The 25,230-nt window shown below is 66.5% G+C and carries 25 protein-coding genes; 15 read left to right on the top strand and 10 right to left on the bottom strand.

Annotated features, from left to right (window positions below):
• Window positions 1–685: 685 nt before the first annotated feature.
• Complete coding sequence (locus J8I26_RS05855) at window positions 686–3,148, bottom strand: acyl-CoA dehydrogenase (protein ID WP_209605083.1); 2,463 nt, start codon at window positions 3,146–3,148, stop codon at window positions 686–688.
• A gap of 345 nt (window positions 3,149–3,493) precedes the next feature.
• On the opposite strand from J8I26_RS05855, the gene J8I26_RS05850 reads away from it, so the two are divergent.
• From J8I26_RS05850 to J8I26_RS05780, 15 genes are all read left to right on the top strand, one after another.
• Window positions 3,494–4,390: a neutral zinc metallopeptidase gene (locus J8I26_RS05850; RefSeq protein ID WP_209605081.1), complete on the top strand. Its 897-nt coding sequence runs from the start codon at window positions 3,494–3,496 to the stop codon at window positions 4,388–4,390.
• A 7-nt stretch (window positions 4,391–4,397) separates the two neighbouring features.
• Window positions 4,398–4,781: an MAPEG family protein gene (locus tag J8I26_RS05845; protein WP_209605078.1), complete on the top strand. Its 384-nt coding sequence runs from the start codon at window positions 4,398–4,400 to the stop codon at window positions 4,779–4,781.
• A gap of 17 nt (window positions 4,782–4,798) precedes the next feature.
• Window positions 4,799–5,083, top strand: coding sequence for a hypothetical protein (locus tag J8I26_RS05840; RefSeq protein WP_209605076.1), 285 nt, complete (start codon window positions 4,799–4,801; stop codon window positions 5,081–5,083).
• Between the two features lie 42 nt (window positions 5,084–5,125).
• Window positions 5,126–5,344, top strand: a complete 219-nt coding sequence (locus tag J8I26_RS05835) for an RNA-binding S4 domain-containing protein (RefSeq protein WP_209605074.1) — start codon at window positions 5,126–5,128, stop codon at window positions 5,342–5,344.
• A gap of 2 nt (window positions 5,345–5,346) precedes the next feature.
• Window positions 5,347–5,979, top strand: a complete 633-nt coding sequence (locus tag J8I26_RS05830) for a DUF924 family protein (RefSeq protein ID WP_209605072.1) — start codon at window positions 5,347–5,349, stop codon at window positions 5,977–5,979.
• Window positions 5,980–6,110: 131 nt separating this feature from the next.
• Complete coding sequence (gene pilV / locus J8I26_RS05825) at window positions 6,111–6,635, top strand: type IV pilus modification protein PilV (protein WP_209605070.1); 525 nt, start codon at window positions 6,111–6,113, stop codon at window positions 6,633–6,635.
• The gene (locus J8I26_RS05820) at window positions 6,632–7,528 is read left to right on the top strand and encodes a PilW family protein (protein ID WP_245200150.1); all 897 of its coding nucleotides are present in this window, start codon (window positions 6,632–6,634) and stop codon (window positions 7,526–7,528) included. The genes pilV and J8I26_RS05820 overlap by 4 nt, the downstream gene beginning before the upstream one ends.
• Window positions 7,525–8,154: a PilX N-terminal domain-containing pilus assembly protein gene (locus J8I26_RS05815; protein ID WP_209605067.1), complete on the top strand. Its 630-nt coding sequence runs from the start codon at window positions 7,525–7,527 to the stop codon at window positions 8,152–8,154. The genes J8I26_RS05820 and J8I26_RS05815 overlap by 4 nt, the downstream gene beginning before the upstream one ends.
• A gap of 10 nt (window positions 8,155–8,164) precedes the next feature.
• A complete protein-coding gene (locus J8I26_RS05810; protein WP_209605065.1) occupies window positions 8,165–8,596 on the top strand; it encodes a type IV pilin protein in 432 nt (143 codons plus the stop codon).
• 3 nt (window positions 8,597–8,599) lie between these two features.
• Window positions 8,600–9,064: a GspH/FimT family pseudopilin gene (locus J8I26_RS05805; RefSeq protein ID WP_209605063.1), complete on the top strand. Its 465-nt coding sequence runs from the start codon at window positions 8,600–8,602 to the stop codon at window positions 9,062–9,064.
• Window positions 9,065–9,204: 140 nt separating this feature from the next.
• Entirely contained in the window at window positions 9,205–10,326 is a 1,122-nt protein-coding gene (gene ribD, locus J8I26_RS05800; protein WP_209605061.1) for a bifunctional diaminohydroxyphosphoribosylaminopyrimidine deaminase/5-amino-6-(5-phosphoribosylamino)uracil reductase RibD, read from the top strand.
• A gap of 22 nt (window positions 10,327–10,348) precedes the next feature.
• Complete coding sequence (locus J8I26_RS05795; RefSeq protein WP_209605059.1) at window positions 10,349–10,966, top strand: riboflavin synthase; 618 nt, start codon at window positions 10,349–10,351, stop codon at window positions 10,964–10,966.
• Window positions 10,967–11,400: 434 nt separating this feature from the next.
• A complete protein-coding gene (gene infA / locus J8I26_RS05790; protein ID WP_209605057.1) occupies window positions 11,401–11,664 on the top strand; it encodes a translation initiation factor IF-1 in 264 nt (87 codons plus the stop codon).
• An 850-nt stretch (window positions 11,665–12,514) separates the two neighbouring features.
• Window positions 12,515–13,804, top strand: coding sequence for an aminotransferase class I/II-fold pyridoxal phosphate-dependent enzyme (locus J8I26_RS05785; RefSeq protein WP_209605055.1), 1,290 nt, complete (start codon window positions 12,515–12,517; stop codon window positions 13,802–13,804).
• Window positions 13,805–13,974: 170 nt separating this feature from the next.
• Window positions 13,975–16,107 (top strand): TonB-dependent receptor, encoded by a 2,133-nt coding sequence (locus J8I26_RS05780; RefSeq protein WP_209605053.1) that lies wholly within the window; start codon window positions 13,975–13,977, stop codon window positions 16,105–16,107.
• Window positions 16,108–16,209: 102 nt separating this feature from the next.
• Here J8I26_RS05780 and J8I26_RS05775 read toward each other — a convergent pair whose 3' ends face one another.
• From J8I26_RS05775 to J8I26_RS05735, 9 genes are all read right to left on the bottom strand, one after another.
• On the bottom strand, window positions 16,210–17,301 hold the full coding sequence (locus J8I26_RS05775) for an LLM class flavin-dependent oxidoreductase (protein ID WP_209605051.1): 1,092 nt from the start codon (window positions 17,299–17,301) through the stop codon (window positions 16,210–16,212).
• A gap of 59 nt (window positions 17,302–17,360) precedes the next feature.
• Window positions 17,361–18,371 carry an NrtA/SsuA/CpmA family ABC transporter substrate-binding protein gene (locus tag J8I26_RS05770; RefSeq protein WP_209605049.1) on the bottom strand — a complete coding sequence of 337 codons (1,011 nt, stop codon included), beginning with the start codon at window positions 18,369–18,371 and terminating at the stop codon, window positions 17,361–17,363.
• 81 nt (window positions 18,372–18,452) lie between these two features.
• Window positions 18,453–19,193, bottom strand: coding sequence for an ABC transporter ATP-binding protein (locus J8I26_RS05765; RefSeq protein WP_209605046.1), 741 nt, complete (start codon window positions 19,191–19,193; stop codon window positions 18,453–18,455).
• On the bottom strand, window positions 19,193–20,065 hold the full coding sequence (locus J8I26_RS05760; protein ID WP_209605044.1) for an ABC transporter permease subunit: 873 nt from the start codon (window positions 20,063–20,065) through the stop codon (window positions 19,193–19,195). The genes J8I26_RS05765 and J8I26_RS05760 overlap by 1 nt, the downstream gene beginning before the upstream one ends.
• 171 nt (window positions 20,066–20,236) lie before the next feature.
• A complete protein-coding gene (locus J8I26_RS05755) occupies window positions 20,237–21,358 on the bottom strand; it encodes a porin (RefSeq protein WP_209605042.1) in 1,122 nt (373 codons plus the stop codon).
• A 210-nt stretch (window positions 21,359–21,568) separates the two neighbouring features.
• The gene (locus J8I26_RS05750) at window positions 21,569–22,108 is read right to left on the bottom strand and encodes a hypothetical protein (protein WP_245200149.1); all 540 of its coding nucleotides are present in this window, start codon (window positions 22,106–22,108) and stop codon (window positions 21,569–21,571) included.
• Between the two features lie 202 nt (window positions 22,109–22,310).
• On the bottom strand, window positions 22,311–23,009 hold the full coding sequence (ligK, locus tag J8I26_RS05745) for a 4-carboxy-4-hydroxy-2-oxoadipate aldolase/oxaloacetate decarboxylase (protein ID WP_209605040.1): 699 nt from the start codon (window positions 23,007–23,009) through the stop codon (window positions 22,311–22,313).
• A gap of 2 nt (window positions 23,010–23,011) precedes the next feature.
• The gene (locus J8I26_RS05740; protein WP_209605793.1) at window positions 23,012–24,037 is read right to left on the bottom strand and encodes an amidohydrolase family protein; all 1,026 of its coding nucleotides are present in this window, start codon (window positions 24,035–24,037) and stop codon (window positions 23,012–23,014) included.
• A 34-nt stretch (window positions 24,038–24,071) separates the two neighbouring features.
• Window positions 24,072–25,205 carry a 4-oxalomesaconate tautomerase gene (locus J8I26_RS05735; RefSeq protein ID WP_348635284.1) on the bottom strand — a complete coding sequence of 378 codons (1,134 nt, stop codon included), beginning with the start codon at window positions 25,203–25,205 and terminating at the stop codon, window positions 24,072–24,074.
• Window positions 25,206–25,230: the final 25 nt, after the last annotated feature.

The raw sequence follows: 25,230 nt of genomic DNA, 5'->3' as shown, positions 1-25,230 counted from the left end.
CTGCCGTTGAAGATTGATACGGCTTGCGTGATGAATCCGATGTCGGGGAAGCGCGACGAACGACGCTGGGTCCCTGCCTTCGCAGGGACGACGGATTAAACGGGAGGGGAGTCTGTCGTTACGACTGCCGTTGAAGATTGATACGGCTTGCGTGATGAATCCGATGTCGGGGAAGCGCGACGAACGACGCTGGGTCCCTGCTTTCGCAGGGACGACGGGTTAAATCAGATAGCGAGCCAACACATCGAAGCCGCAGGCGAGGCGCAAGCAACACGAGGCCGAAGGCGAGGATGAAACCAAGCGATGCCGCAGGCGAGCCCCATCCCGATGCCGCAGGCGAGGCGGTTGGTATTTCCCCTTGTGGGCCAGCCGGCGGAGCGTGGTGAAAAATGGATCAGCAAGGCAACCGGAGCGCAGCGACTTTGCCTTGCCCATTTTTCAGCGCGCTCCGGCGGGAACCCTCCGCAGGAGGGCTGGCACTTAGGGGCCGCCTTCTTTTGCTTACTTTTCTTGGCGGAGCAAGAAAAGTAAGCGGCTGCCGGGCCGCCCCCGGCGCTCCCCTCCGACCGAAGAAAGAAAAGCACCGAGCCGGTACATCACAAGGCAGCAAGACCAGACTACCCACCTCACCTCAACTCGGAACGCGGTAAAAAAAGCAAGACAAGGTAAGGCAAAAACCTACCACTCAAGGCAACCGCCCCAAAATCTCATTCCGATCAAAGTCAGCAGAAAAATCATCCACCTGCACCGACAAATCCCCAAAATGCGCAAACTCATCCAAAGCCGCCTTCTCCTGCTCAGAGATGAACCCGCGCTCCAGGGCCAGCGCATTCCAGGCCTTCATCTCGATCAGGCTCTGCGGCATCGCAGGCAAGGAGCCATCCTTCACATCCTGCTTCAGGCGATGCTCCAGCTGCTGCACCACAGGCGTCAGCGCAAACGCGCGCTCACCGCAAGCCAGGGGGTCATCCCCGCGCGGCAGATAGGCATCGGCCACCAGCCGGTCGCGCGCAGGCCCCGGCTTCTGCATGGCCCTGGCCACCAGCGTGCCCAGCGCATCGGAAGGCTTGCGGTAGATCAGCCCCAGCGGGAAGATCACCACCCGCAGGCCGAACGCGATCCACCGATTGGGGAAGTTCTGCAGCACATCGACGATCGCCTCCTGCGCGCGATGCAGGGCATCCTGCACCGACCATTCCAGGAACGGCAGATCCTCTTCCTGCCGGCCGTCGTCCTCATAACGCTTCAGCGCCGCCGACACCAGGTAGAGCTGCGACAGCACATCGCCCAGCCGCGCCGAGATGCGCTCGCGGAACTTCAGCGTACCACCCAGCACCCCCATGCTGACGTCAGTCAGCAGCGCGAACGCCGACGACAGGTGCACCACCGAACGGTAATAGCGCTTGGTCTGGCGCGCCGCATACGAGGTGGAGGGCAACAACCAGCCGCAGCTGATGCCGCCGACGAAGGCGCGCGCCTTGTTGGCGGCGACGAAGGACAGGTGCGAGAACAGCAGCTTGTCGAACGTCTGCAGCGCACGCTCGTGATTCTCATCGGCCGCCGCGGACAGTTCCTGCAGCACGTAGGGATGGCAGCGGATCGCGCCCTGGCCGAAGATGATCAGGCAGCGCGTCAGGATGTTGGCGCCCTCCACCGTGATGGCAATCGGAATCTGCTGGTAGGCGCGCGCCAGGAAGTTGCCGGGGCCCATGCAGATGCCCTTGCCGCCGATCACGTCCATGCCGTCGTTGACCACCATGCGGCCGCGCTCGGTCACGTGGTACTTGGAGATGGCCGAGATGACCGAGGGCTTTTCACCGGCGTCCACCGCCAGCGCGGACAGGCGGCGCGTCGCGTCCATCATGTAGAGGTGACCGCCCATGCGCGCCAGCGCTTCCTGCACGCCTTCGAACTTGCCGATCTCGATCTTGAACTGGCGCCGCATCGCGGTGTAGGCGCTGGTGCCGCGCACGGCCAGCTTGGAGAAGCCGACGTTGGATGAGGGCAGCGAGATCGCCCGGCCCGCGGCCAGGCATTCCATCAGCATGCGCCAGCCGCGCCCCACCTGGGCCAGGCCGCCGATCACCCAATCCATCGGGATGAACACGTCCTGGCCGTGCGTGGGACCGTTCTGGAACACCGCGTTCAACGGCCAGTGACGGCGGCCGGTGACCACGCCGGGATGGTTGGTGGGAATCAGCGCGCAGGTAATGCCGGGTTCGGCGTTGTCACCCAGGAGACCGTCCGGATCGCGCACGCGAAAGGCCAGGCCGAGCACCGTCGCCACCGGCGCCAGCGTGATGTAGCGCTTGCTCCAGCTGACGCGAAAACCCAGCGTCTCGCGCCCCTCGTGCACGCCGCGGCAGACGATGCCGATGTCGGGGATGGCCGCGGCGTCGGAGCCGGCGTAAGGGCTGGTCAGCGCGAAGCAGGGAATTTCCTGGCCGGCCGCCAGGCGCGGCAGGTAGTGGCTCTTCTGGGCCTCGGTGCCGTAGTGCAGCAGCAGCTCGGCCGGGCCCAGCGAGTTGGGCACCATCACCGAGATGGCGGCCGCCGAGCTGCGCGAGGCCAGCTTCATGATGACCTGCGAATGCATGTAGGCCGAGAACTGCTTGCCGCCGTATTGGCGTGGAATGATCATGCCGAGGAAGCCGCGGTCCTTGATGAACTGCCAGGCCTCGGGCTGGATGTCCTGGTGCTTCACGCTGGTGTCCCAGTCGCTGACCATGGCGCACAGCTGCTCGACTTCGTTGTCCATGAAGGCCTGTTCCTCAGGCGTCAGGCGCGGCGGCGCCAGCTCGAACAGGCGGCGCCAGTCGGGCCTGCCGGAGAACAGTTCGGCATCCCACCAGACGGTGCCGGCCTCGATGGCATCGCGCTCGGTGGACGACATTCCCGGCATGATCTTGCGGAACATGTCCAGCGCCGGGCGGCTGATCAACGACTGGCGTATCGAGGTGACCGCCACCAGGATGGTGGGCGTAAAGAGCAGGATCGCCAGCAGCACCATCACCGGCAATTGGACATCGGCCAGCGGGCCGCCCAGCCATATCCACACTGCCTCGGCCAGCAGCCAGGTCCAGGCGTTGACCCGCGCCATCATCAATGCCAGGCAGCCGGCCACCAGAATGACGAGCCATAAGATCATGTGAAGCCTCCAGTTCTGTTTTTTTGTTCGAAAGGCGGCGGTGCAGGGAACAGCACGATGCGAACGCACCGGCTTCATCCTCCCACCAAATTGCCTCGCCGCAAAGAATTTCCGGTTTTACGCTGCAACATACCGTGCCGCATCGGGCCGGAGCAATCGGACAGTGCCTCCACGCCGCCGTCAGACAAAACCGACAAACAGAACGGTTTGCGCGGCGGTTTGTCACAAATCTGACCGCAAGCAAGCTCATCCGGTTCAGCCGCAGCGCCCGCGGCTCCATTACAATCGCGCCATCGAGCATCACGCATGCGCCCGCGCCAGACGGGCGCCGGAAAGGAACACATCATGAAATGGGAAGGCAATCGCGAAAGCGACAACGTCGAGGATCGCCGCGGTGACGACGGCGGCGGCTATGGCGGAGGAGGCGGCGGTTTCGGCTTCGGCGGCCGCTCCATCGGGCTGGGCACCGTGGCGGTGGCGCTGGTGGCGTCCTATTTCCTCGGCATCAATCCGCTGACCATGCTGGACCTGCTGTCGGGCGGCGGCGGCCAGGTCCCCGTGCAGCAACAGCATGCGCCGGCCCACAAGCCGCCGCCGGACGACCAGATGGCGCGCTTTGTCTCCACCGTGCTGGCCGACACCGAAGACACCTGGGGCCCGATCTTCGCCGCCAACAACGCGCAATACGTGCGTCCCAGGCTGGTGCTGTTCTCGGGCAGCACGCCCACCGCCTGCGGCACCGGCCAGACCGCCACCGGCCCGTTCTACTGCCCGGGCGACCAGAAGGTCTACATCGACCTGTCCTTTTATGAACTGATGAAGCAGCGCTTCAAGGTCTCCGGCAACTTCGCCCAGGCCTATGTGATCGCGCACGAGGTGGGCCACCATGTGCAGCACCTGATGGGCATTTCCGACAAGGTCGACGCCGCCCGCCGCAACGCCACCGAAAAGCAGGCCAATGCGATGTCGGTGCGGCTGGAGCTGCAGGCCGACTGCTTCGCCGGCGTGTGGGCCTACCACGCCGACCAGGCGCGCCACATCCTGGAGCAAGGCGATATCGAAGACGCCCTGAACGCGGCCTCGGCCATCGGCGACGATGCCCTGCAGCGCCAGGCGCGCGGCACCGTGGTGCCGGATTCGTTCACCCACGGCACCTCGGCGCAACGCGTGGCCTGGTTCAAGCGCGGCATCACCGAGGGCAAGGTCAGCAGCTGCAATACCTTCGCCGCAAAACAACTGTAAGGACCCTATGCCGATTTCCTATTGGTGCATCCTGATCGCCGGCCTGCTGCCCTTCTTCACCGTGGCCATCGCCAAATGGGGCAAGCGCGACTTCGACAACTCCGAGCCGCGCGCCTGGCTGGAAAAGCAGACCGGCCTGCGCCGCCGCGCCGACTACGCGCACCGCAACCACCTCGAAGCCTTCCCTTTCTTCGCCGCCGGCGTGCTGGTGGCGCAGCAGGTGGGCGCGGCCCAGGGCAGCATCGACACGGCGGCAATGCTGTTCATCGCCGCGCGCGTGCTCTACACCGCGCTTTACCTCACCGACAAACCCTCCGCCCGCTCGGCGGTGTGGATCCTGGGCCTGCTGTGCGTGCTCGCGCTGTTCGCGATCGCCGCGCTGCACGGCTGAACCCGATGGAGCAAACCATGACGCAAGCATTCGAACCGCAGCTCTCCGCCATGCGCGACGCACTGGCCCGCCTGCACAGCGGCGAGACCGACGTCGCCGGCCTGTGCGCCCTCTGGCGCGCCCGCGGCGACGTGATGGCGGCGCTGCCGCCGCGCTACCAGCAGGTCGCCGAAGACCTGCTGGGCCGCCTGGAAGCGGGCAGCCTGTTCACCGAAGAAAGCTGTTCGTTCAGCCAGAAAGACCTGACCGACAGCCTCAACACCTGGCTCGACAAAGCCGGGCAGACCCTGGCGCAGGCCTGAGCCTGCACCTGATGAATCACCTGAAACACTGAAAGAAGCACCATGCAAAAAATCACCTTCCCGCTGGACGGCCATCCTTACGTGGAACTGAACCAGCTCCTGAAACTCTGCGGCCTGTGCGACAGCGGCGGCGCCGGCAAGCAACTGGTGGCCGAGGGCGTGGTCAAGGTCGACGGCAAGACCGAGTCGCGCAAGACCTGCAAGATCGCCGCCGGCCAGAAGGTCGCGCTGGGCGACGTGCAGATCACCTTGGTGGCGTGAAGATGGGCGCCGCTGTGCAGCAACAGGTCGACGAGATCCTCGATTTCTGGTTCGGCGCCGACTGGGAAAGCGCCTCCGCGCCGGACGTCGCGCAACGCCAGCAGCCGCTGTGGTGGAGCAAGAATCCCGAGATCGACGCCCAATGCCGTACCCGCTTCGAGCCGCTGCTGAAAGAAGCCGCCGCCAACCGGCTGGCGGACTGGGCCGACTCGGCCCGCTCCATGCTGGCGCTGATCCTGCTGCTGGACCAGTTCCCGCGCAACATCCACCGCGGCACGCCGCAGTCCTTCGACTTCGACGAGCTGGCGCGCCAGCACACCCACCTGGCGCTGGCCATGGGCATGGACCAGGAGCTGCCGGCGATCGCCCGCGTGTTCGTCTACCTGCCGCTGGAGCATTCCGAAGACATCGACGACCAGGAATATTCGCTGCAGTTGTTCCGCGTCTTGGCCAAGGAAGCGCGTGACGCCGGCGACGCACATCGCAAGCACTTCGACGGCTTTGCCGATTATGCGAAGAAGCACCACGCCGTGATCGAGCGCTTCGGCCGCTTCCCCCACCGCAACAAGATCCTCGGCCGCGCCTCCAGCGCCGAGGAAACCGAGTTCCTGCTGCAGCCGGGATCGTCTTTCTAGACGCTCGTCCCTTGATCGCTTCGATGGCTGCGGTGAACATCTTCGACGCCATCACGAAATAAGCGCCCCGCCCGCCGGGGCGCTTTTTCTTTCTCCTACACTCGCCGGTTTCCGCCCTCGGGAACTGGCCCATGCGCTCTTCCTCCTCCGGCTTCACGATGACAGAAGTGCTGGTCGCCCTGCTGGTGATCGGCACCGGCGCGCTGGCCATGCTGATGCTGCAGCTGCATGTGCTGCGCAGCCATCGCGACGCCACGCTGCAGGCCAGCGCTACTGCCATGGCGCTCGAACTGGCGGAGTTGCGCGCGGCCTACCGCGCGGCCGCGCCTGACGGCCCTGATCCCTATCTGTTTGTGTTCGATGCGTCGAACGCCGCAACCGGCTCCACCGCCGTTGCCCCCGACTGCCGCTCCGGCTGCGATGCCGACGGTTTCGTCCGCGCCGGCATCGCACAGTGGAACGAACGGCTGGCGCGCGAGCTGCCGGGCGCGCACGCCGTGGTCTGCCGCGACGGCCGCACCGATGCCGGCGACGACTGGCGCTGCGACGACGATCCCGCCGCAGCGGTGATCGTCAAGCTTGGCTGGCGCAGCGGCGCGGATGCCGCCCGCGCCGCCCAGGCCGGGCCCATGCTGGCGCTCCCGATAGGACGATGATGCGCGCTCCCCGCCTCTACACAAGACAGGCCGGCCTGACGCTGGTCGAGCTGATGATCTCGCTGGCCCTGGGTCTGCTGGTGGTGCTGGCCGCCACCGCACTGCTGCAGAACGCCCGCGCCGCCTATCAGGACATCGACGATGCAGCGCGCGTACAAGAGACCGGACGCATGGCGCTGTCCCATCTCGCCGAAGCCTTGCGCCAGGCCGGCCACCTGCCGTGGGAAACACTGTCGTCGCAGCAAGCGTCGGCACTGAAGCCCGGCTTGCTCGGCGCGGACGACAGCCTCGACGCCCATGCCTTCGACCCGGCGCAAGACAAAACCGGCCCGCGCCGCGGCCACGGCTACAACCAGAGCGACCTGCTGATGATCGGCCTGCTGGGTGCGCCGCCACAGGCCGGCGGGATGGTGCGCAACTGCAGCGGCGCCGCCGTCACCGACACCCGCCCGCAAGACGCCGCGCGCAGCTGGGTCATCTACAGCATCGCCCTCGGCGTGGGCAATGAACCCGAGCTGCGCTGCCGCTATCGCGGCAAGAAGGGCGGCTGGACCTCGGACGCCGTGGCGCGCGGCGTAGAGGCGATGCAGCTGCGCTACGCCCTCGACAGCGATGGCGACGGCCAGCCCGACCGCTGGCTCGACGCTTCCGCCATTTCCGGCGACGACTGGCGTCGCGTGCGGCTGGTGCGCATCGCCCTGCTGGTGCGCGGCACCCTGCGTCGTCCCGCGCCTGCAGGCGCCACGCCGCGCACGTATCAGTTGTTCGGAGGAGCCGATAACGACAGCGCCTGGCGCTACACGGAAAAGCGCGGCGAGCAACGGCTGCGCATGGTGTTCCAAACCACCGTGTTCCTGCGCAATATGCCTGTGGACAAATCAACTGCGCCATGAACGACGACGCCCGCAAACAGCAAGGCGCAGCACTGGTCATCGCCCTGGTGATGCTGGCCGTGATCCTGTTGCTGGGCACCGCCACCGCCTCGCTGCTGGCGCTGGACGAACATGCCGGGCGCAACCATCGCGCCCACCTGCACGCCATGCTGGCCGCGCAAGCCGCGCTGGACGATGCCTGTGAAGACATCCGCGGCGGCGTGCGCGTCACGCCGGCCGCCTTCCCGGGCGAGCCCGGCTGCCGCAGCGACGCCGCGGGGCTCGGCCTGTGCCGCGCCGCGCAGAAGGAGCGGGTCTGGGAGCCTCGACAACTGACGGCCGACGGCGCAGGCGCCGCCACCTATGGCGAGTTCACCGGCCGCCGCCTGCGGCTCTACGACGTGGCGCCGCCGCGCTACCTGATCGAACTGCTGCCGGCCCCTGCATCCACCGAGGCGGGCAACAAAGACGACGCAAGCGGCGACAACCCCGACGACAAGCAAGTTGCGCTCTACCGCATCAGCGCCGCCGGTTTCGGCCCCGGCCAGGCGCGGGCCGGCTTGCAGGCGGTGGTCCGCCGGCAGACCATCGCCGGCGGCCAGGTCGAATGCCGCCGGCTCGCCTGGCGCCCCCTTCCCCTTCCATGACAACACCCCCATGACCCCGACACCCATCCATCGCCAGCGCGGCCTGACCCTGATCGAACTCGTGACGGTCATGGCCATCACCGCCATCCTGACCACCACCGCCTGGGGCGGCTACCAGCAGCACATGCTGACGAGCCGGCGCGCCGAGGGCCGCGCCGCGCTGCTGCGCGTGCTGGTGCAGGAGGAGCGCCAGTTCTCTTACCGCCACGCCTATCGCGCCTTCCAGCCCGGCAATGGCGAAGCGGAGTTCAAATGGTTTTCCGGCGAACGGCCGGAACGCAGCGCTTACCACATCGCCGCCCAGGCCTGCGAAGGCGAAGACCTGCGCAGCTGCGTGCGCGTCACCGCCACGCCGGCCGGCATCCATCACGACCAGCAGTGCGGCGCCCTCTACGTCGACACGCGCGGCCGGCGCGGCGCCGCCGGCGACAGCTGCTGGTAAGCCATGCGTTGCCGCGGATTCACCTTGCTGGAGCTGATGGTGGTGCTGCTGATCGCCGGCATCCTGCTGGCCGCCGGCGTGCCGATGCTGCAGGCCCTGACTGCCGAGCAGCAGCTGGTCGCCGCGGGCAACGCCTTCTTCCACAGCGCCACGCTGACGCGCTCGGAAGCCTTGCGCCGCGGCGCGACCGCGCGCATGACGCCTAACGACGGCCGCGACTGGGCCAGCGGCTGGAAGATCGACACCGGCGAGCGCGTGGTGATGACGCAGTCGCCGCTGCCGGCCGGCATCAGCGTCAGCTACACCACCGGCGGCGAGCTGGTGGCCTACCAGCCCGGCGGCCAGCCGGTCGCGTTCGGCAGCTGGCTCTTCAGCAGCGGCGCGAGGACGCGCGTGGTGCGCATCAATTTCCTCGGCCGCGCGCGGGTCTGCAACCCGGAGGCCGAGCGCAACTGCGATCCCGGCTGAGCCGGGCGCCGGCGTCCGAAGGCTGCGCGCCGTGCAGCAAGGCCGCCTTCAAAACCGCGTTGAAAGCCGTGTATATTGGCGAACATTCGGCCGCCGCCGCGCACCGCGCGAACGGCGCCGCTTCCCCATACGGCAGACCCATGAATCTCACAGAAGACCCGATCTACGAATTCGACGTCGACAACGACCAGCAAGCCATGGCGCTGGCGCTGGTCCAGGCCGGCTTCGGCATGCTCAACACCACGCCCAATCCGCGCGTGGGCTGCGTGATCGTGAAGAACCGGCGCGTCATCGGCGCCGGCTTCACCCAGCCGCCCGGCGGCAACCACGCCGAGATCCAGGCGCTGGCCGACGCCGCCGCGCGCGGCCAGGACGTGCGCGGCGCCACCGTCTATGTGACGCTGGAACCCTGCAGCCATTTCGGCCGCACCCCGCCCTGCGCCGATGCGCTGGTCAAGGCCGGCGTGGCGCGCGTGGTGGCCGCCATCGCCGATCCCAATCCGCTGGTGGCAGGCCAGGGCCTGGCCAAATTGCAGGCGGCCGGGATCGAGGTCGCCTGCGGCCTGCTGGAAGAAGAAGCGACCGAGATCAACATCGGCTTCCTGCACCGCATGCGCACCGGCAAGCCGTGGGTGCGCATGAAGACCGCCTCCAGCCTGGACGGCAAGACCGCCCTGCACAACGGCGTGAGCCAGTGGATCACCAGCCAGGCGGCGCGCGACGACGGCCACATCTGGCGCGCCCGCGCCTGCGCCATCATGGCCGGCATCGGCACCATCGCCAAGGACGACGCCCAACTCACCGTGCGCGCCATCGAGACGCCGCGCCAGCCGCGCCGCATCGTGGTCGACAGCAAGCTGGTGGTGACGCCTGAGGCGCGCGTGATCCAGGGCGGCGGCACCTGGGTGTTCACCGCCGCCGACGACCGCGAGAAAACCGCCGCGCTGGAAGCCCAGGGCGCCGAGGTCATCGTGCTGGCCAATGCCGACGGCAAGGTCGACCTGCCCGCACTGGTACGCGAGCTGGGCCAGCGCCAGATCAACGAACTGCACGTGGAAGCCGGCGCCAAGCTCAACGGCTCGCTGGTGCGCGAAGGCTGCGTCAACGAACTGCTGGTCTACCTGGCGCCCAACCTCCTGGGCGAAGGCCGCAACATGTTTGACCTGCCGCCGCTGGAAGACCTGTCCGGCAAGGTGGGCCTGCACTTTACCGAGGTCAAGCAGATCGGCCCGGATTTGCGTATCCTTGCACGCTTCAATTGACTGACAGTTCCAGGACAGAATCATGTTTACAGGTATCGTCGCCGCCGTCGGCAACATCACATCCGTACAAGCACTGGCCGCCGGCCCTGACGCCGGCGTGCGCCTGACCATCGACGCCGGCGCGCTGCCCATGGCCGACGTCGGCCTGGGCGACTCGATCGCCATCAACGGCGCCTGCATGACGGTGGTGGAAAAGACCGCCGCCGGCTTCACCGTCGACGTCTCGCGCGAGAGCCTCAACCTCACCGCCGGCCTGGACGCGACCGGCGAGGTCAACCTGGAAAAGGCCCTGACCCTGGCCGAGCGCCTGGGCGGCCACCTGGTCTCCGGCCACGTCGACGGCCTGGGCCGGGTGCACTCCTTCGAGCCGGTGGGCGAATCGCGCGAACTGATCGTCGACGCCCCCAAGGCGCTGGGCAAGTACCTGGCCTACAAGGGCTCGATCGTGGTCAACGGCGTGTCGCTGACCGTCAACCGTGTGGAAGACCTGGCCGAGGCCTGCCGCTTCTCGATCAACCTGATCCCGCACACGGTGGAAGTGACCACCCTCAAGCACCTCAAGGCCGGCAGCAAGGTCAACCTGGAAATCGACCTGATTGCGCGTTATGTCGAGCGTATGCTCAGCAGCGCCGCCAAGTAACAACGCCCGCCGACTCCCGCGAAATGCCGCCTTGCGCCCGCCGCAAGCGGCTTTGCGGCGATAATTGCCGAAAAGAAAATGCCGCCGCAACCGCGGCCGGTGGGTTTTGGCTGGATGAACCGGCCGATCACCGGTATACTGTCGGGGCTTGCCCGTACGGCAAGCTGAAAGTCTTTGGTCCCCTTCTCACCTGTATCGCTGCCACGGCGGTACCTGTCGGATCCCAGTCCATCCCCTTTCATCCGGTTGTCCGATCCGGCCAACCCTGCTTGCGCCACGCAAGCGTTACGAATTGACCGTCCCGCCCCAGGCGCGCTATTGTCCGGATCGCAAGAGATCCGGGCGCGTCGTTGCTGCCCCGTATGCCCGTGCATCGAGCACCGACTGCCCACGGCGAGGCTTTTTTGACCTGTTGCACTTATTAAGGAGCTTGAATGGCTAAGGAAGAACTGATTGAAATGCAAGGCCAGGTAACGGAAGTGCTGCCGGATTCCCGCTTCCGCGTCGACCTGGAAAACGGCCACTCCCTGATCGCCTATACAGCCGGTCGCATGAAGAAGAACTTCATCAAGATTCTGGCGGGCGATAAGGTTACGCTGGAACTGTCCCCGTACGACCTGAACAAGGGCCGCATCATCTATCGCCACATCGAGAACCGCGGCGCCACCGGCCCCCGTCCTCCGGCACGCCGTCGCTGAGCACCCGTCGTCCCGGGCGCTCCGGCAGCGCCGCCGGCCGCCGGCGATCATCGGCATCGCCAGCGCGGCCCCAGAACGCAAAAAGCCCACCATATGGTGGGCTGTTCATTGATTAATCCTGAATCTCTGTTCTCCGCGACCCATGCTATCTGCATGGTGCCGCCGGATCAAACGGCCTGCCCTATCTGAGCAGTGCCATTCCAATACAGTCGCTCATCTGTGCCTGTCGCCCTGTGGGCGGCGCGGCGGTGACGCGTATTAATAAACTATTTGCTGGCCCGGCCTCAGGTCTGGCACGCCCGCGCTATCTGCGCGTTGGCATGCCGCCTGAAGAGGCCGTCCGCGGCGGCAGGAAGCCACCGGGGAGCTGGCGTCGCCGTCGCGACGATCTTGAGCATCATCCCCTGCTATCTGCAGGGTGACAACGTTGGACTATCCGGAAGAATCGACGTAGCGACGAACGCTTGTGCCTGGCTATCTGTTGCGTATGGACGGTCGATAGCGATCAGGTGGGACGAAAGCATCGTACCCAGGCACTTGAAACCAAGAATGAAACCGAAGGAAGAAAAACAGAACGACCGGAGAGTAACAACAGGTCAGGCGGAATTTGAGACCAACAAGAATACGGCTTGATGCAAGTACAAAACGCATCATACACGATCTGCAACGATCATGCACGCATTTGTCTTATTTTGTTCACAAAAGGGGATTTCAACGGTTTTCCCCACGATTTCGCGCGCCCCGCGCATATGCACATGCGAAATCATTCCTTCGCCATCCATCTTCCGCGCGCTAGCGTCTGCATGCAGTCATCCCCATCGACCACGACAGACAACAAGCGAGAACAACCATGGCAGACACCCCCGACTGGAAGTTTGAAACCCTGTCCATCCACGCCGGCTACGATCCCGACCCGACCACCCGCGCGGTAGCGGTGCCGATCTACCAGACCGTGGCCTTCGCCTTCGACGATACCCAGCACGGCGCCGACCTGTTCGACCTGAAGGTGCAAGGCAACATCTACTCGCGCATCATGAACCCGACCCAGGACGTGCTGGAAAAACGCCTGGCCGCGCTCGAGGGCGGCATCGCCGCACTGGCGGTGGCCTCCGGCCAGGCGGCGGTGACCTACGCGATCCAGACCATCGCCGAGGCCGGCGACAACATCGTCTCGGCCGCCACGCTCTACGGCGGCACCTACAACCTGTTCGCCCACACGCTGCCGCAGTTCGGCATCGAAACGCGCTTTGCCGATCCGCGCCGGCCGGCCTCCTTCGAGCCGCTGTTCGACGCGCGCACCAAGGCAGTGTTCATCGAGTCCATCGGCAACCCGCTGGGCAACATCACCGACATTGCCGCCATCGCCGAGATCGCGCACCGCCACGGCGTGCCGCTGATCGTCGACAACACCGTCGCCACGCCCTACCTGTTGCGCCCCTTCGAGCACGGCGCCGACATCGTCGTGCACTCGCTGACCAAATACCTCGGCGGCCACGGCACCACGCTGGGCGGCGCCATCGTCGACTCCGGCAAATTCCCGTGGGCGCAGCACAAGGAGCGCTTCAAGCGCCTCAACGAACCCGACGTCAGCTACCACGGCGTGGTCTACACCGAGGCGCTGGGCGACGCCGCCTACATCGGGCGTGCGCGCGTGGTGCCCTTGCGCAATACCGGCGCCGCGCTGTCGCCGTTCAACAGCTTCCAGATCCTGCAAGGCATCGAGACGCTGGCGCTGCGCCTGGACCGCATCACCGCCAATGCGCTGGCGGTGGCGCAGTACCTGAAGCGCCATCCCAAGGTGCGCTGGGTCAACTACGCCGGCCTGGAAGACCATCCAGACCATGCGCTGGCGCGCAAATATTTCAACGGCCGCGCCTCGGGCGTGCTGACCTTTGGCGTGGCCAACGGTCGCGACGGCGGCGCGCGCTTCCAGGATGCGCTGCAACTGTTCACGCGCCTGGTCAACATCGGCGACGCCAAGTCGCTGGCCACGCATCCGGCCTCGACCACGCACCGCCAACTCTCGCCGGCGGAACTGGAACAGGCCGGCGTCACCGAAGACACGGTGCGCCTGTCGATCGGCATCGAGCATATCGACGACCTGCTCGCCGACCTGCAGCAAGCGCTGGCCTCGGCGTAGGCGCCCGTCCCGCCCGGCGCGCGTTGCGACAATATGCCGCACGCCGCGCGCCGCCGGGCGCTGCATAATCCCCTGCTCGCAATGTCGCCCGCGCAGCCTCGCGCCGCAGGGCGCTGCCATGCCGCCAAGGCACGCACCGCGACCATCACAATAACGACAGGGAACCCCCAATGAAGCTGACCCGCTGCGCCTTTTCGGTGGCGCTGGCCTGCGCCTGCAGCGCCCAATTCCAGAGCGTCGCGCACGCCCAATCCGTGCAACCCTCCCAGAGCGCTGTGGATGAAAAACTGCCCGCCATCACCGTCACCGGCGACAAACCCGTTCCGCAAAAGAGCGGCGCCGACAGCGCGCTGCTGCTCTCGTCGCAGCCCGGCTACTCGACTGCCGCCGCCGGCGGCGTATCGGCGCTGCCGGTGTTGAACGGCTTCGCGGCCGACCGCATCAAGGTCAAGCTGGATGGCATGGAAGTCACCGCCGCCTGCGGCAACCAGATGAACGCACCCATGTCCTACATGCCACCTTCGCAGGTCGGCACGGTGCGCGTGATCGCCGGCATCACGCCGGTCAGCGCCGGCGGCGACAGCATCGCCGGCAGCATCGAGCTGAACTCGCCGGCGCCGCAATATGCGGACGGCCCCGGCTGGTCGCTGGTCAAGGGCGGCTTCGCGGCCTCGGCGCGCAGCGTCAATTCGGAGGTGTCGGTCTCGGCCAACGCCACGGTCGCCACCGACAGTCTCTCCATCGGCTACACCGCCAGCAGCACGCGCGCCGAGAGCTATGTCAACGGCAACGGCGACAAGGTCCTCGGCAGCCAGTTCGAGAGCAACAACCACGCGCTCACGCTGGCCATGCGCGGCAGCGGCCAGCAACTGGTGCTGAAGGTCGGGCAGCAATACATCCCCTACCAGGGCTTCCCCAACCAGTACATGGACATGACCGGCAACCGCGCCACCTTCGCCAACCTGGGCTACGACCGCAACTTCGACTGGGGCAAGCTCTACGCCAAGCTGTACTGGCAGCACACCGAGCACGAGATGGGATTCTTCACCGCCGAGCGCACCGGCACCATGCCGATGGACACGCGCGGACGCGACATGGGCTACACCGTGCGCGCCGACATCGACCTCGGCCAGGACGGCGCCGACACCCTGCGCCTGGGCAACGAGCTGCACAGCTTCCGCCTCAACGACTACTGGCCCGCCGTACCCGGTTCGATGATGATGGGCCCCGCCACCTACGTGAACATCAACAACGGCACGCGCGATCGCTTTGCCCTGTTCGCCGAATGGGAGCACAAGCTGGACGCGCGCTGGAGCACCTTGCTGGGCATGCGCGACGAGCTGGTGAAGACCGATGCCGGCAATGTGCAGGCCTACGGCGCCGGCATGATGAACGCCGCCGATGCCGCGGCCGCCACCGCCTTCAATGCGCGCAGCCACGGCAAGACCGACAACAATATCGACGTCACCGCGCTGGCCCGCTTCGAGCAGGACACCGGCAAGAGCTTCGAGTTCGGCTATGCCCGCAAGACCCGCTCGCCCAACCTCTACGAGCGCTACACCTGGGGTCGCGGCACCATGGCCATGACCATGACCAACTGGTTCGGCGACGGCAACGGCTACGTCGGCAACATCGACCTCAAGCCCGAGGTCGCCAACACCGTCAGCGCCACCGCCGACTGGCACAGCGAAGGCGGCGAGCGCCGCTGGTTCCTCAAGGCCACGCCCTACTTCAGCTACGTGCAGAACTACATCGACGCCGACGTGATCGGCAGCTTCAATCCCTACGGCATCGCCAGCGCCTCCGGCGCGCTGCTGCGCTTCGCCAACCACGACGCCCGCCTGTACGGCATCAACCTGTCATGGAAGATGCCGCTGGCCAGGAACACCGCGCTGGGCGAGCTGGCCTTCACCGGCAAGGCCGGCGTAACCCGCGGCGCGCGCGTGGGCGGCGGCCAGCTGTACCACATGATGCCGTTCAACCTGCTGGCCGCGCTGGAGCAGCGCAGCGGCGCGTGGAGCAACCGCGCCGAAATCAACTACGTCGCCCGCAAGACCCTGGTCGACGCGCAGCGCCTGGAGCCGGTCACCGCCAGCTACACCGTGGTCAACCTCAAGAGCACCTACCAGGCCACCAAGGCCATCGCGCTCTCGGCCGGCATCAGCAACCTGTTCAACCGCAACTACGCCGACCCGCTGGGCGGCGTCAATCTGTCCGGCCTGGCCAACGCCAAGTCGGGCGCGTTGCAGCCGCTGCCGGGATACGGCCGCTCGCTGGATGTGGGCGTCAGCGTCAGCTTCTGACGCAGGCCGCCTGCGATTTTGTTTATCCACAGGCGCGCTGACGCAACAAAAAAGGCAGGGATTGCTCCCTGCCTTTTTCACTTCCATCTCCGCCTGCGCGCTTCAGGCGGCTTTCTGCGCCAGCCGTTGCGCCACCAGTTCGCGCGTGCGCGGGATCAGCGCGCGCCCGTAGTCGATGGCGTCTTCCAGCGGATCGAATCCGCGGATCAGGAAGGTGCTCACGCCGAGGTCGTAGTAATCCAGCAGCGCCTCGGCCACCTGCTCCGGGGTGCCCACCAGCGCAGTGGAGTTGTAGCGCGCGCCGGTCTCCTTGGCGATCGCGGTCCACAAGCGCTTGTCCACGCGCGCGCCCTTGTCGGCCGCGGCCAGCAGGCGGCGTGCGCCCTCGCTTTGCTGCGGGCCGGTGTAGGCCGGATGCAGCTTGCCGCTGCCGGCGCGCAGGCGGCGCGTCTCTTGCAAAATGCGCTCGGCGCGTTCCCAGGCCTTGTCTTCGGTCTCCGCCAGGATGGGACGGAAGGACACCGAGAAACCGATCTCGCGCCCGTTGCGCGCCGCCTCGGCGCGCACGCGCCCGGTCAGGTCGCGCACCTGGTCGAGCGACTCGCCCCACAAGGCATAGATGTCCGCATGACGCCCGGCCACGGGAATGGCTGCGTCCGACGCGCCGCCGAAGAAGATCGGGAGGTGCGGCTTCTGCGCCGGCTTGACTTCCGAGTAGGCCTGCTCGAAGCGATAGTGCGCGCCCTCATGGTCAAACGGCTGGTCCGCCGTCCATACCCGGCGCAGGATCTCCAGGTATTCGTCGGTGCGTGCGTAGCGCTGGTCATGGTCGAGATAGTCGCCGTCGCGGCGCTGCTCGATGTCCGATCCGCCGGAGATGATGTGCACGCCCAGGCGGCCGCGGCTGAAGTGATCGAGCGTGGCCAGCTGGCGCGCCGCCAGCGTGGGCGACACGAAGCCCGGCCGGTGCGCCAGCATCAGCTTGATGCGGCTGGTGGCGGCCGCGACCTGGGCGATGGTCAGGATCGCGTCCGGGCCGTTGGAGTGGTAAGGCACCAGCACGCGGTCGAAGCCGGCATCCTCGTGCGCCTTGGCAAAGCGCAGCAGATAGTCGGTGTCGATGGCCGGGCCGGTCGAGGGATGGATCTCCGAGTTCTTGTGGGTGGTGACCATGCCGATGAAGTTGACGCTCATGCTGTTCTCCCTGTGTCCATGATTTCGTGAGTTCGTGAGTTCCTGACTGCTGGTCCGGATCAGACCTTGACGATGTAATCGCTGACCCTGACCTTCTGCGGCAGGATCTTGCGCTCCGACAGCCAGTCCGCCGCGCCCTGGAAGGTGGCGATGAACCTGGCGTCGTCGGCGCCGTGAAACTCCCAGCGGCGCGCCAGCTTGATGAGCGAATCGCGCACCGCGTCGGAGTAGCCGGCGTCCTTCTGCACCAGGATCTCGGCCTCCTTGGGGTTGCCGGTGATCCACTCGCCCTCGGTGCGATAGGCTGCGTTCACGGCGCGCACGATGTCGCCGTTTTCCTCGGCGAACTTGCGGTGCGTGACGTAGGAGTTGAAGTCGATCAGGAACTCCAGGTCGCGTCCCTCGAAGAACACGTCATGCGCCTTGTATTCCACGCGCGCGATGTCCACGCCCGGGCTCCACATCGACCACGCGTCGACCTTGCCCTGCGCGAAGGCCGGACCGGCGTCGGGCGGGTTGAGGTAGACGAACCTGACCTTGTCGCGCGCGATGCCGTGCTTTTCCAGCGCCGCCACCAGCAAAAACTCGCCCAGGCCGGAACGGTTCACCGCCACCGTCTTGCCGACCAGGTCGCTGACCTTGGCGATGCCGGAACCGTCCTTGGCGATGATGGCCGTGCTGCGCGGTTCGACCACCGCGAACTGGGTGAACACCAGCGGCGAACCAGCGATCATCGCCGCCAGCGCCGGCGTGGTGCTGCCGCCAAAGCCGAAGTCGGCGCTGCCGCCGGTGACCGCCTGCAGCGACGGCGCGTGATTGGGGAACGGCCCGACCCATTGCACCCTGATGCCGTCCTTGGCCAGCGTCTTCTCGAACTCGCCGCGGGTGCGCGCGATGCCCGGCAGGCCGCCCTTGCCCCAGGCGAGGCGCACGGTGTCGGTATTGCGCGACTTGCCCGGCGCGGCGAAGACGGAAGGGGCAAGGCCGGCGCCGCCCAATGCCGCGCCCGCGAGGGCGGCTTGCAACAGTTGGCGTCGGTGGAGGTTGGCTGGCTGGTCGTGATCGCTCATGTAGAAAGAATGATGGTGTGAAGTAGAGGGCAAGGGAACGCCGCCGGCTGCGCCGGCGGCACGAACAATGTGAAAGGGAAGTCAGGCTGCGGCGGCCACGCCCAGCTCCGCCAGCAACTGCGCACGCAGTGCTTCGGCAGCGGGATGGGCGCGGTGGTGCGCCGCCTCGCGCGCCACGGTGTAGTCGCTGGCGATGGCGCCGTCGCGCATCACCAGGATGCGGTCGGCCAGCACGATGGCCTCGTCCACGTCATGCGTGACCAGCAGCACCCCGGGACGATGTCGTTCCAGCAGCTGGCGCACCAGCGCATGCATGCGGATGCGGGTCAGCGCGTCGAGGGCGGCGAAGGGTTCGTCCAGCAGCAGCAGGCGCGGCTCGCGCACCAGTGCGCGCGCCAGCGCCACGCGCTGGGCCTGGCCGCCGGAGAGATTGCGCGGCCAGTCGTCGATGCGCTGGCCCAGGCCGACCTCTTCCAGCGCGGCTTTTGCCAGCGGCTTGCCGGTCTTGTCGTCCATGCCCAGCGAGACGTTGCGCCACAGCGGATTCCACGGAATCAGGCGCGGCTCCTGAAACACCACCGCCGGCTGCGCAGCGCCGTCGATGCGCCCGGCGTCGATCGGATCCAGCCCGGCCAACGCGCGCAGCAAGGTGGTTTTTCCGCAACCGCTTTCGCCCAGCAGCGCCACGAACTCGCCGCGCGCGATGCGCAGGTTCAGGCCCTTGATGACGGTGCGGTCGCCGTAGCGGCGCTGCAGCTTGCTGACGGTGACCGCAGCTTCCTCGATGCCGGCCGGATGCATGGTATGAGTGAGCGGCGACATCAGCGGCCCCTCCCCGCATAGTTCGGATGCCAGGCCAGCAGCTTGCGCTCCAGCGCGCGGGCGATGCCGTCGGAGAGCACGCCGATGCCGGCGTAGATGACGATGGTCAGCACGATCACGTCGGTCTGCAGGAACTCGCGCGCATCCATCGCCAGCGAGCCGATGCCGACGTTGGCGGCGATGGTCTCGGCGATCACCAGCGCCAGCCATGCCACTGCCAACGCGTAGCGTACGCCTGCCAAAATCGAGGGCAAGGCGCCCGGCAGCACGATGCGGCGGATCAGGGGCCAGTTCGACAACCCGGTCACGCGGCCCAGCTCGATCAGTTTGGGATCCACCTGGCGGATGCCCAGCACCGTATTGATATAGATCGGGAACAGCACGCCCAGCGACACCAGGAACACCTTGCCGCCCTCGCCCACGCCGAACCACACGATCACCAGCGGCAGCGCCGCCAGGAAAGGCACGGCGCGCACCATCTGCACGCTGCGGTCGAACAGCGCCTCGGCCAGGCGCGAAAATCCGACCAGCGTACCCAGCCCGAAGCCGATGCTGCCGCCGATGACGAAGCCGGCCGAGGCCCGCAGCAGGCTGGCGCCGAGGTCGGACAGCAAGCGTCCCTGGCCGATCAGGTTCCATGCGGTGACGAACACCTTGCTGGGCGCCGGCAAGACCTGCGGCGACAGCACGCCGGCGCGGGCGAAGGCCTCCCACGCCAGCAGCAACGCCAGCGGGGCAAGCCAGGAAATCAGGAACAGCGCGCGCGGACCGGGGCCGGCGCGCACGGCGGATTTCTCCGGCGCAGCGGCTGGCGCTGCAGGAGAAACGGGCGCAGAGACCGGCAAGGAGAGGCGGTTGACCGCTTCGGACATGGAGGGCTTCCTTCACAGATTGCGCGCGGCGACGCCGCGTTGCGAAGGAAAATCCTAATCAGCTTTGGCCGCTGCGATAAGGAATGATTTTGAACTTGCATATCCGGTAAACACATTTGCCCGTCCAACCCTGCATGCAGCGGCAGGGACGGACGGGCAACGGCCGCCGGATCAGAAGGTATGGCGAATGCCGAGCTGCACGCCGGTCTCGCTGGCGCCGGCGTCCGGGCTCAGCGCCTGGCTGGCGGTGTAGCTGGCGCCGGTCATCTTGTAGGCCGCCGTGTTCTGGTTGATCAGCCGCGAGGCCACCGCGTACAGGCGGGTGCGCTTGGACAGGTCGTAGTTCACGATCAGGCTGAACTGTTTGGCGTTGTTGTTGTAGCTGGAGCTGTCCTTGATGTAACCGCCGCCGGCGCCCACCGTGGTGCTGGCGTTGATGCGGTAGTCGGCCGACAGGCTGTAGGTGTTGTGATAGTTGCCCGCGGTGTTGCCGACCACGGAGCCGCTCGGGTCGTACTTGCCGGCCGGGTTGGTGAACACGTTGCCGGTGGTAGCCGAAATCACTTCGTTGGTGCGGAAGAAGGCCAGGTAGAACTTGCCGCCGCCGTAGTCATAGTTGCCGCCCAACATGAACTGCTTGACGCTGTTGGTGTTGGTGGCGTTGTTGGCATTGAGGTAGGCGCTGCCGACATACAGCGGGCCCTGCTGGGTCTGGAAGCCGACCTGGTAGACCGAGTTCGACGCCGTGCTGCCTGCGCGCTCGCCCACCGAGTAGTGCAGCTCAAGCGTGGAGTTGGCGAACTTGGGCGAGATGTAGCTGATGTCGTTGTCCACCCGCGCCAGCCAGTTGGCGAAGTTGTTATAGGCCGAGCCGTAGGTGGCCGCGCCGAAGGCGTCCATGTTGCCGGCGTAGAGGAACATCGGCGTGTTCTGGCGCCCCACGCGTACCTCGCCGAAACCGCCGCCCAAGCCGACCCAGGACTGACGGTCAAAGAAGCGGTAGCTGTTCTGCAGGCCGCCGGTGCTGGGATCGAAGCCGGTCTCCAGGTTAAAGGTGGCGCGGTAGCCGCCGCCCAGGTCCTCGCTGCCCTTGAAGCCCAGGCGGCTGGTCATTTCGCCGTTGTTGCCCATGGCCCACAGCGAGGTGTTCTTGCCGCCGACGGTGCTCTTCTGGTAGGCGGTGTAGACGTCCAGCACGCCGTAGATGGTGACCGAACTCTGGGCGAACGCCGCCGGTGCCGCCGCCAGCAGCAGCGCCGCGGGCAACAGTTTGATCCTGGTATTGAAATGCATCTGAGCTCCTCCTCAAGGTGTATCGATGTTGTCGATGTTGTGATGTTGCGGGTTGAAAATCTGTCGGCGCGACGGCGCCCCGCTGTGCTTTTTTTCGCTTCCGTCGCGCTTGCATTGCGCTCTCGACATGCCGTGCTGCGACAGTCGCGGGCAAGCCGTCCCCCGCCGCCGGCGGGCGAACCGCCGGCGGATGCGCATGCCGCTGTTGAATCAGGCCTGTCGTTCGAAGTGCTTCTTGACGATCAGCGCCAGTGGAACGGTGAAGAAGATGTGCGACATGAAGCCGCCGATGATGATGGCCGGGTCGTAGTAGTTCGGATGGTTGTCGGAGGCGATCATGATGGCCACGTGCATCAGGATCCACGCCACCACCGCGTAGAACAGCGCGATGAAGGTGGCCTCGTAACCCTTGCGACGGAAATGCGGCCAGATCGCCGCGAACAGGATGCCCCACACCAGCGTGAAGAAAAAGTGGATGCCGGTGCCGACGAAGTAGGCCAGGATGCCCAGCGACTCCTGCACCTCCTTGCCGAACACCAGGCCGGTGGCGTTGCGCGGGATGCCGGCCAGCGGCATCAGGTGCTGGGCGCCGACCCAGACCAGCGCTTCATAGATCCAGATGATGACGCCGCCGGTCAGGCCGCCGATGATGCCGGCGCGGATCAGCGCCGAGCGGTCCTTCCAGCCGGAGGGCGCGGATGATGTGACGCCGCGGGCGGACGTGTCGTGGGTGTGTTGCGCGGTTTGCATGGTGTCTTCCTCTTTCTCTTCAGATTGGCGAATTGTGTGGACGATGCTGCCGTCCGTTTTTGTTCTGCTGCTCTGCTGCCGTATTGCCTTGATGCTTGTTGTTCTTGTTGCGGCTTGTGCTTTTTCCTTCCGGCTTCTTGCGCCGGTGTGTTTTTTCTGCGGCGCGCCGCTGCCCCTCCCTCCTCGCTGCGCGAGATCAATGTCAGTCGATATACTTCAGGCCGGCGGCCTCCAGCGGCCCGCGCATGTTGTACATGTCCAGCCCCAGTACGCCCGCAGCCAGCTTGTCGCGCTTCTCGCCCTCCAGGTTCTCGCGCTGTTGCGCAGCCTGCGCCACGCGCGCCGCGTCGCCGGCAGGCACCGCCACCACGCCGTCGTCATCGGCCACGATCACGTCGCCCGGGTTGACCAGCGCGCCGGCGCAGATCACCGGAATGTTCACCGAGCCCAGCGTGGCCTTGATCGTGCCCTTGGCGCTGATCGCTTTACTCCAGACCGGGAAGCCCATTTCCTTCAGCACCTTCACGTCGCGCACGCCGGCGTCGATGATCAGCGCCTTCGCGCCGCGCGCCATGAAGCTGGTCGCCAGCAGGTCGCCGAAATAGCCGTCGGTGCAGTCGGCGGTCACCGCTGCCACCACGATGTCGCCGGGCTGGATCTGCTCGGCCGCGACGTGCAGCATCCAGTTGTCGCCGGGGTGCAGCAGCACCGTCACTGCCGTGCCGGCTACGATCGTGCCCGGATAGATCGGGCGCATATAGGGTTTCAGCAAGCCGGTACGGCCCTGCGCCTCATGCACGGTGGCCGCGCCGAACTTGCCGAGCTGCGCTGCCACGCCGGCATCGGCGCGCGCGATGTGGCGTTTGACCACGCCCAGTTGATTGACCAGCGGTGTGCTCATGCTTACAGTCCTTTCGCAGTCAGGGCGGCGTCCAGGCGCGGGTACACGCGGCGGGCGTTGCCTTCATAGATTTGATGACGTTCTTCGTTGCTGAGATTGGCCGCCTCGATGTAGCGCTTGGTGTCGTCGTAGTAGTGGCCGGTCTCGGGGTCGATGCCGCGCACCGCGCCGATCATCTCGGAGGCGAACAGTACGTTGTCGACAGGGATTACCTTGGTCAGCAGGTCGATGCCCGGCTGGTGGTAGACGCAGGTGTCGAAGAAGATGTTGTTCAGCAGGTGCTCCTGCAGCAGCGGCTTTTTCATCTCCTGCGCCAGTCCGCGGAAACGCCCCCAGTGGTAAGGCACCGCGCCGCCGCCGTGCGGGATCAGGAACTTCAGCGTCGGGAAATCCTTGAACAGGTCGGAAGTCAGGCACTGCATGAAGGCGGTGGTGTCGGCGTTCAGGTAGTGCGCGCCGGTGGTGTGGAAGCAGGCGTTGCAGCTAGTGCTGACGTGGATCATGGCCGGTACGTCCAGCTCCACCATCTTTTCGTACAGCGGATACCAAGACTTATCGGACAGCGGCGGCGAGGTCCAGTGGCCGCCGGAGGGATCCGGGTTCAGGTTGACGCCGACGAAGCCATACTCCCTCACGCACTTTTCCAGCTCGGCGATCGAGCTGCGGATGTCCGCACCGGGCGACTGCGGCAGCATGGCCGCGCCGATGAAGTGGTCCGGGAACAATTGCGCCACGCGATGGCAGAGCTCGTTGCAGATCGCCGCCCAGGTCTGGCTGGTGTTCAGGTCGCCGATGTGGTGCGCCATGAACGAGGCGCGCGGCGAAAAGATGGTCAGGTCGGCGCCGCGCTCTTTCATCAGGCGCAGCTGGTTGGTCTCGATGGAGTCGCGCAGCTCGTCGTCGCTGATCTTCAGCTCGGCCACTTTCGGGCCGAGTTCTGGCGTCTTCAGGTTGGCGATCTGCCGGTTGCGCCAGTCCTCCAGCGCTTTGGGCGCGGTGGTGTAGTGGCCGTGGCAATCGATGATCAGTGAATCTCTCATGGGCGGTTCTCGTTCTTGTCGTTCAGATGTCGTGCAGGAGCGCGGCGGGCACCAGGACTTCGCCGCGCATGATGGGACGCGCCGTGCGCAGCAGTGCGGCGCGGGCGACTTGTTGCTGGTCGTTGGCATCGAGCTCCAGCTCGACGCTGAATTCACCGCTGGGATGCTCCACCGACACGGTGCGCTGCAGGCCGCTGGCGGCGCGCGCCAGGCCTTGCGCCACCGAGCCCTCCAACACGCAGGCGGTGGCGACCGTCACCGCCGCCAGCACGCCGATGGCTTCATGGCAGACATGCGGAATAAAGCAGCGGGTGGCGATCGCGCCCCCGGCCACGGGCGCTGACAGCAGGCACATCTTGGGATAGTTCTTCGCGGCGACGTCGCCCAAGCCCATCAGCGGGCCGGCCGCCAGGCGCAGCGCTTCCAGCTTGGCCTTCAGCGCGGCGTTGCCGTTGAGCTCGGCCACGCTCTCTTCGCCGGAGATTCCCAGCTCGGCCGCGCGCACCAGCACCATGGGCATGCCGTTGTCGATCAGCGTGGCCGCGAGCTCATGCGCCGCGCCGTCGGCTGTGGAGAACTTGATATGGTCGAGCACCTTGCCGCTGGGCAGCATGGCTGGACACACCGAGCCGGCGGTATCGAGGAAATTGATCTTCACCGGCGCCGCAGTGCCCGGCACGCCGTCGATGCCGGTGTCGCCGGCATAGCGCAGGCGGCCGCCCGGCGTCTGCACGGTGACGTCGCACAACATGCCGGTATTGAGCGTGAGGATGCGCGCCGTGGTCACGGCGTCGCCCGGCGCCACCAGGCCGCGCTCGATCGCGAAGGGCAGCACCGCTGCCAGCATGTTGCCGCAGTTGGGGGTGGTGTCGACCCGATCGGAGTCCGGCTGCAGCTGCGCGAACAGGAACTCCAGGTCGACGCCCGGCCGCGCGCTGCGGCTGACGATGCCGGCCTTGCTGGTCAGCGGATGAGCCCCGCCCAGGCCGTCGATCTGGCGGCGGTCGGGCGAGCCCATGGCCGCCAGCAGCACGCGGTCGCGCCGTGCAACGTCGGTCGGCAAGTCGTCGGCCAGGAAGAACGGCCCGCGCGATGTGCCGCCCCGCATCAGGGTGCAGGGCAAGGGCTGCAGGTCGGGGCTATCAGGAAGCGACACGTCGGGCACGTTATTAACCTTGGCG

It is taken from the genome of Herbaspirillum sp. LeCh32-8 (genome assembly GCF_017814915.1).
In the GTDB taxonomy this organism is placed as follows: domain Bacteria; phylum Pseudomonadota; class Gammaproteobacteria; order Burkholderiales; family Burkholderiaceae_D; genus Herbaspirillum.
The sequence above is the reverse complement of the archived record's forward strand: the minus strand, read 5'-3'. Positions and strand labels throughout refer to the sequence as shown.

Coding starts and splice junctions, on each gene's coding strand:
- J8I26_RS05855 (WP_209605083.1), bottom strand. CDS start 3,148: ATGATCTTATGGCTCGTCATTCTGGTGGCCGGCTGCCTGGCATTGATG.
- J8I26_RS05850 (WP_209605081.1), top strand. CDS start 3,494: ATGAAATGGGAAGGCAATCGCGAAAGCGACAACGTCGAGGATCGCCGC.
- J8I26_RS05845 (WP_209605078.1), top strand. CDS start 4,398: ATGCCGATTTCCTATTGGTGCATCCTGATCGCCGGCCTGCTGCCCTTC.
- J8I26_RS05840 (WP_209605076.1), top strand. CDS start 4,799: ATGACGCAAGCATTCGAACCGCAGCTCTCCGCCATGCGCGACGCACTG.
- J8I26_RS05835 (WP_209605074.1), top strand. CDS start 5,126: ATGCAAAAAATCACCTTCCCGCTGGACGGCCATCCTTACGTGGAACTG.
- J8I26_RS05830 (WP_209605072.1), top strand. CDS start 5,347: ATGGGCGCCGCTGTGCAGCAACAGGTCGACGAGATCCTCGATTTCTGG.
- pilV (WP_209605070.1), top strand. CDS start 6,111: ATGCGCTCTTCCTCCTCCGGCTTCACGATGACAGAAGTGCTGGTCGCC.
- J8I26_RS05820 (WP_245200150.1), top strand. CDS start 6,632: ATGATGCGCGCTCCCCGCCTCTACACAAGACAGGCCGGCCTGACGCTG.
- J8I26_RS05815 (WP_209605067.1), top strand. CDS start 7,525: ATGAACGACGACGCCCGCAAACAGCAAGGCGCAGCACTGGTCATCGCC.
- J8I26_RS05810 (WP_209605065.1), top strand. CDS start 8,165: ATGACCCCGACACCCATCCATCGCCAGCGCGGCCTGACCCTGATCGAA.
- J8I26_RS05805 (WP_209605063.1), top strand. CDS start 8,600: ATGCGTTGCCGCGGATTCACCTTGCTGGAGCTGATGGTGGTGCTGCTG.
- ribD (WP_209605061.1), top strand. CDS start 9,205: ATGAATCTCACAGAAGACCCGATCTACGAATTCGACGTCGACAACGAC.
- J8I26_RS05795 (WP_209605059.1), top strand. CDS start 10,349: ATGTTTACAGGTATCGTCGCCGCCGTCGGCAACATCACATCCGTACAA.
- infA (WP_209605057.1), top strand. CDS start 11,401: ATGGCTAAGGAAGAACTGATTGAAATGCAAGGCCAGGTAACGGAAGTG.
- J8I26_RS05785 (WP_209605055.1), top strand. CDS start 12,515: ATGGCAGACACCCCCGACTGGAAGTTTGAAACCCTGTCCATCCACGCC.
- J8I26_RS05780 (WP_209605053.1), top strand. CDS start 13,975: ATGAAGCTGACCCGCTGCGCCTTTTCGGTGGCGCTGGCCTGCGCCTGC.
- J8I26_RS05775 (WP_209605051.1), bottom strand. CDS start 17,301: ATGAGCGTCAACTTCATCGGCATGGTCACCACCCACAAGAACTCGGAG.
- J8I26_RS05770 (WP_209605049.1), bottom strand. CDS start 18,371: ATGAGCGATCACGACCAGCCAGCCAACCTCCACCGACGCCAACTGTTG.
- J8I26_RS05765 (WP_209605046.1), bottom strand. CDS start 19,193: ATGTCGCCGCTCACTCATACCATGCATCCGGCCGGCATCGAGGAAGCT.
- J8I26_RS05760 (WP_209605044.1), bottom strand. CDS start 20,065: ATGTCCGAAGCGGTCAACCGCCTCTCCTTGCCGGTCTCTGCGCCCGTT.
- J8I26_RS05755 (WP_209605042.1), bottom strand. CDS start 21,358: ATGCATTTCAATACCAGGATCAAACTGTTGCCCGCGGCGCTGCTGCTG.
- J8I26_RS05750 (WP_245200149.1), bottom strand. CDS start 22,108: ATGCAAACCGCGCAACACACCCACGACACGTCCGCCCGCGGCGTCACA.
- ligK (WP_209605040.1), bottom strand. CDS start 23,009: ATGAGCACACCGCTGGTCAATCAACTGGGCGTGGTCAAACGCCACATC.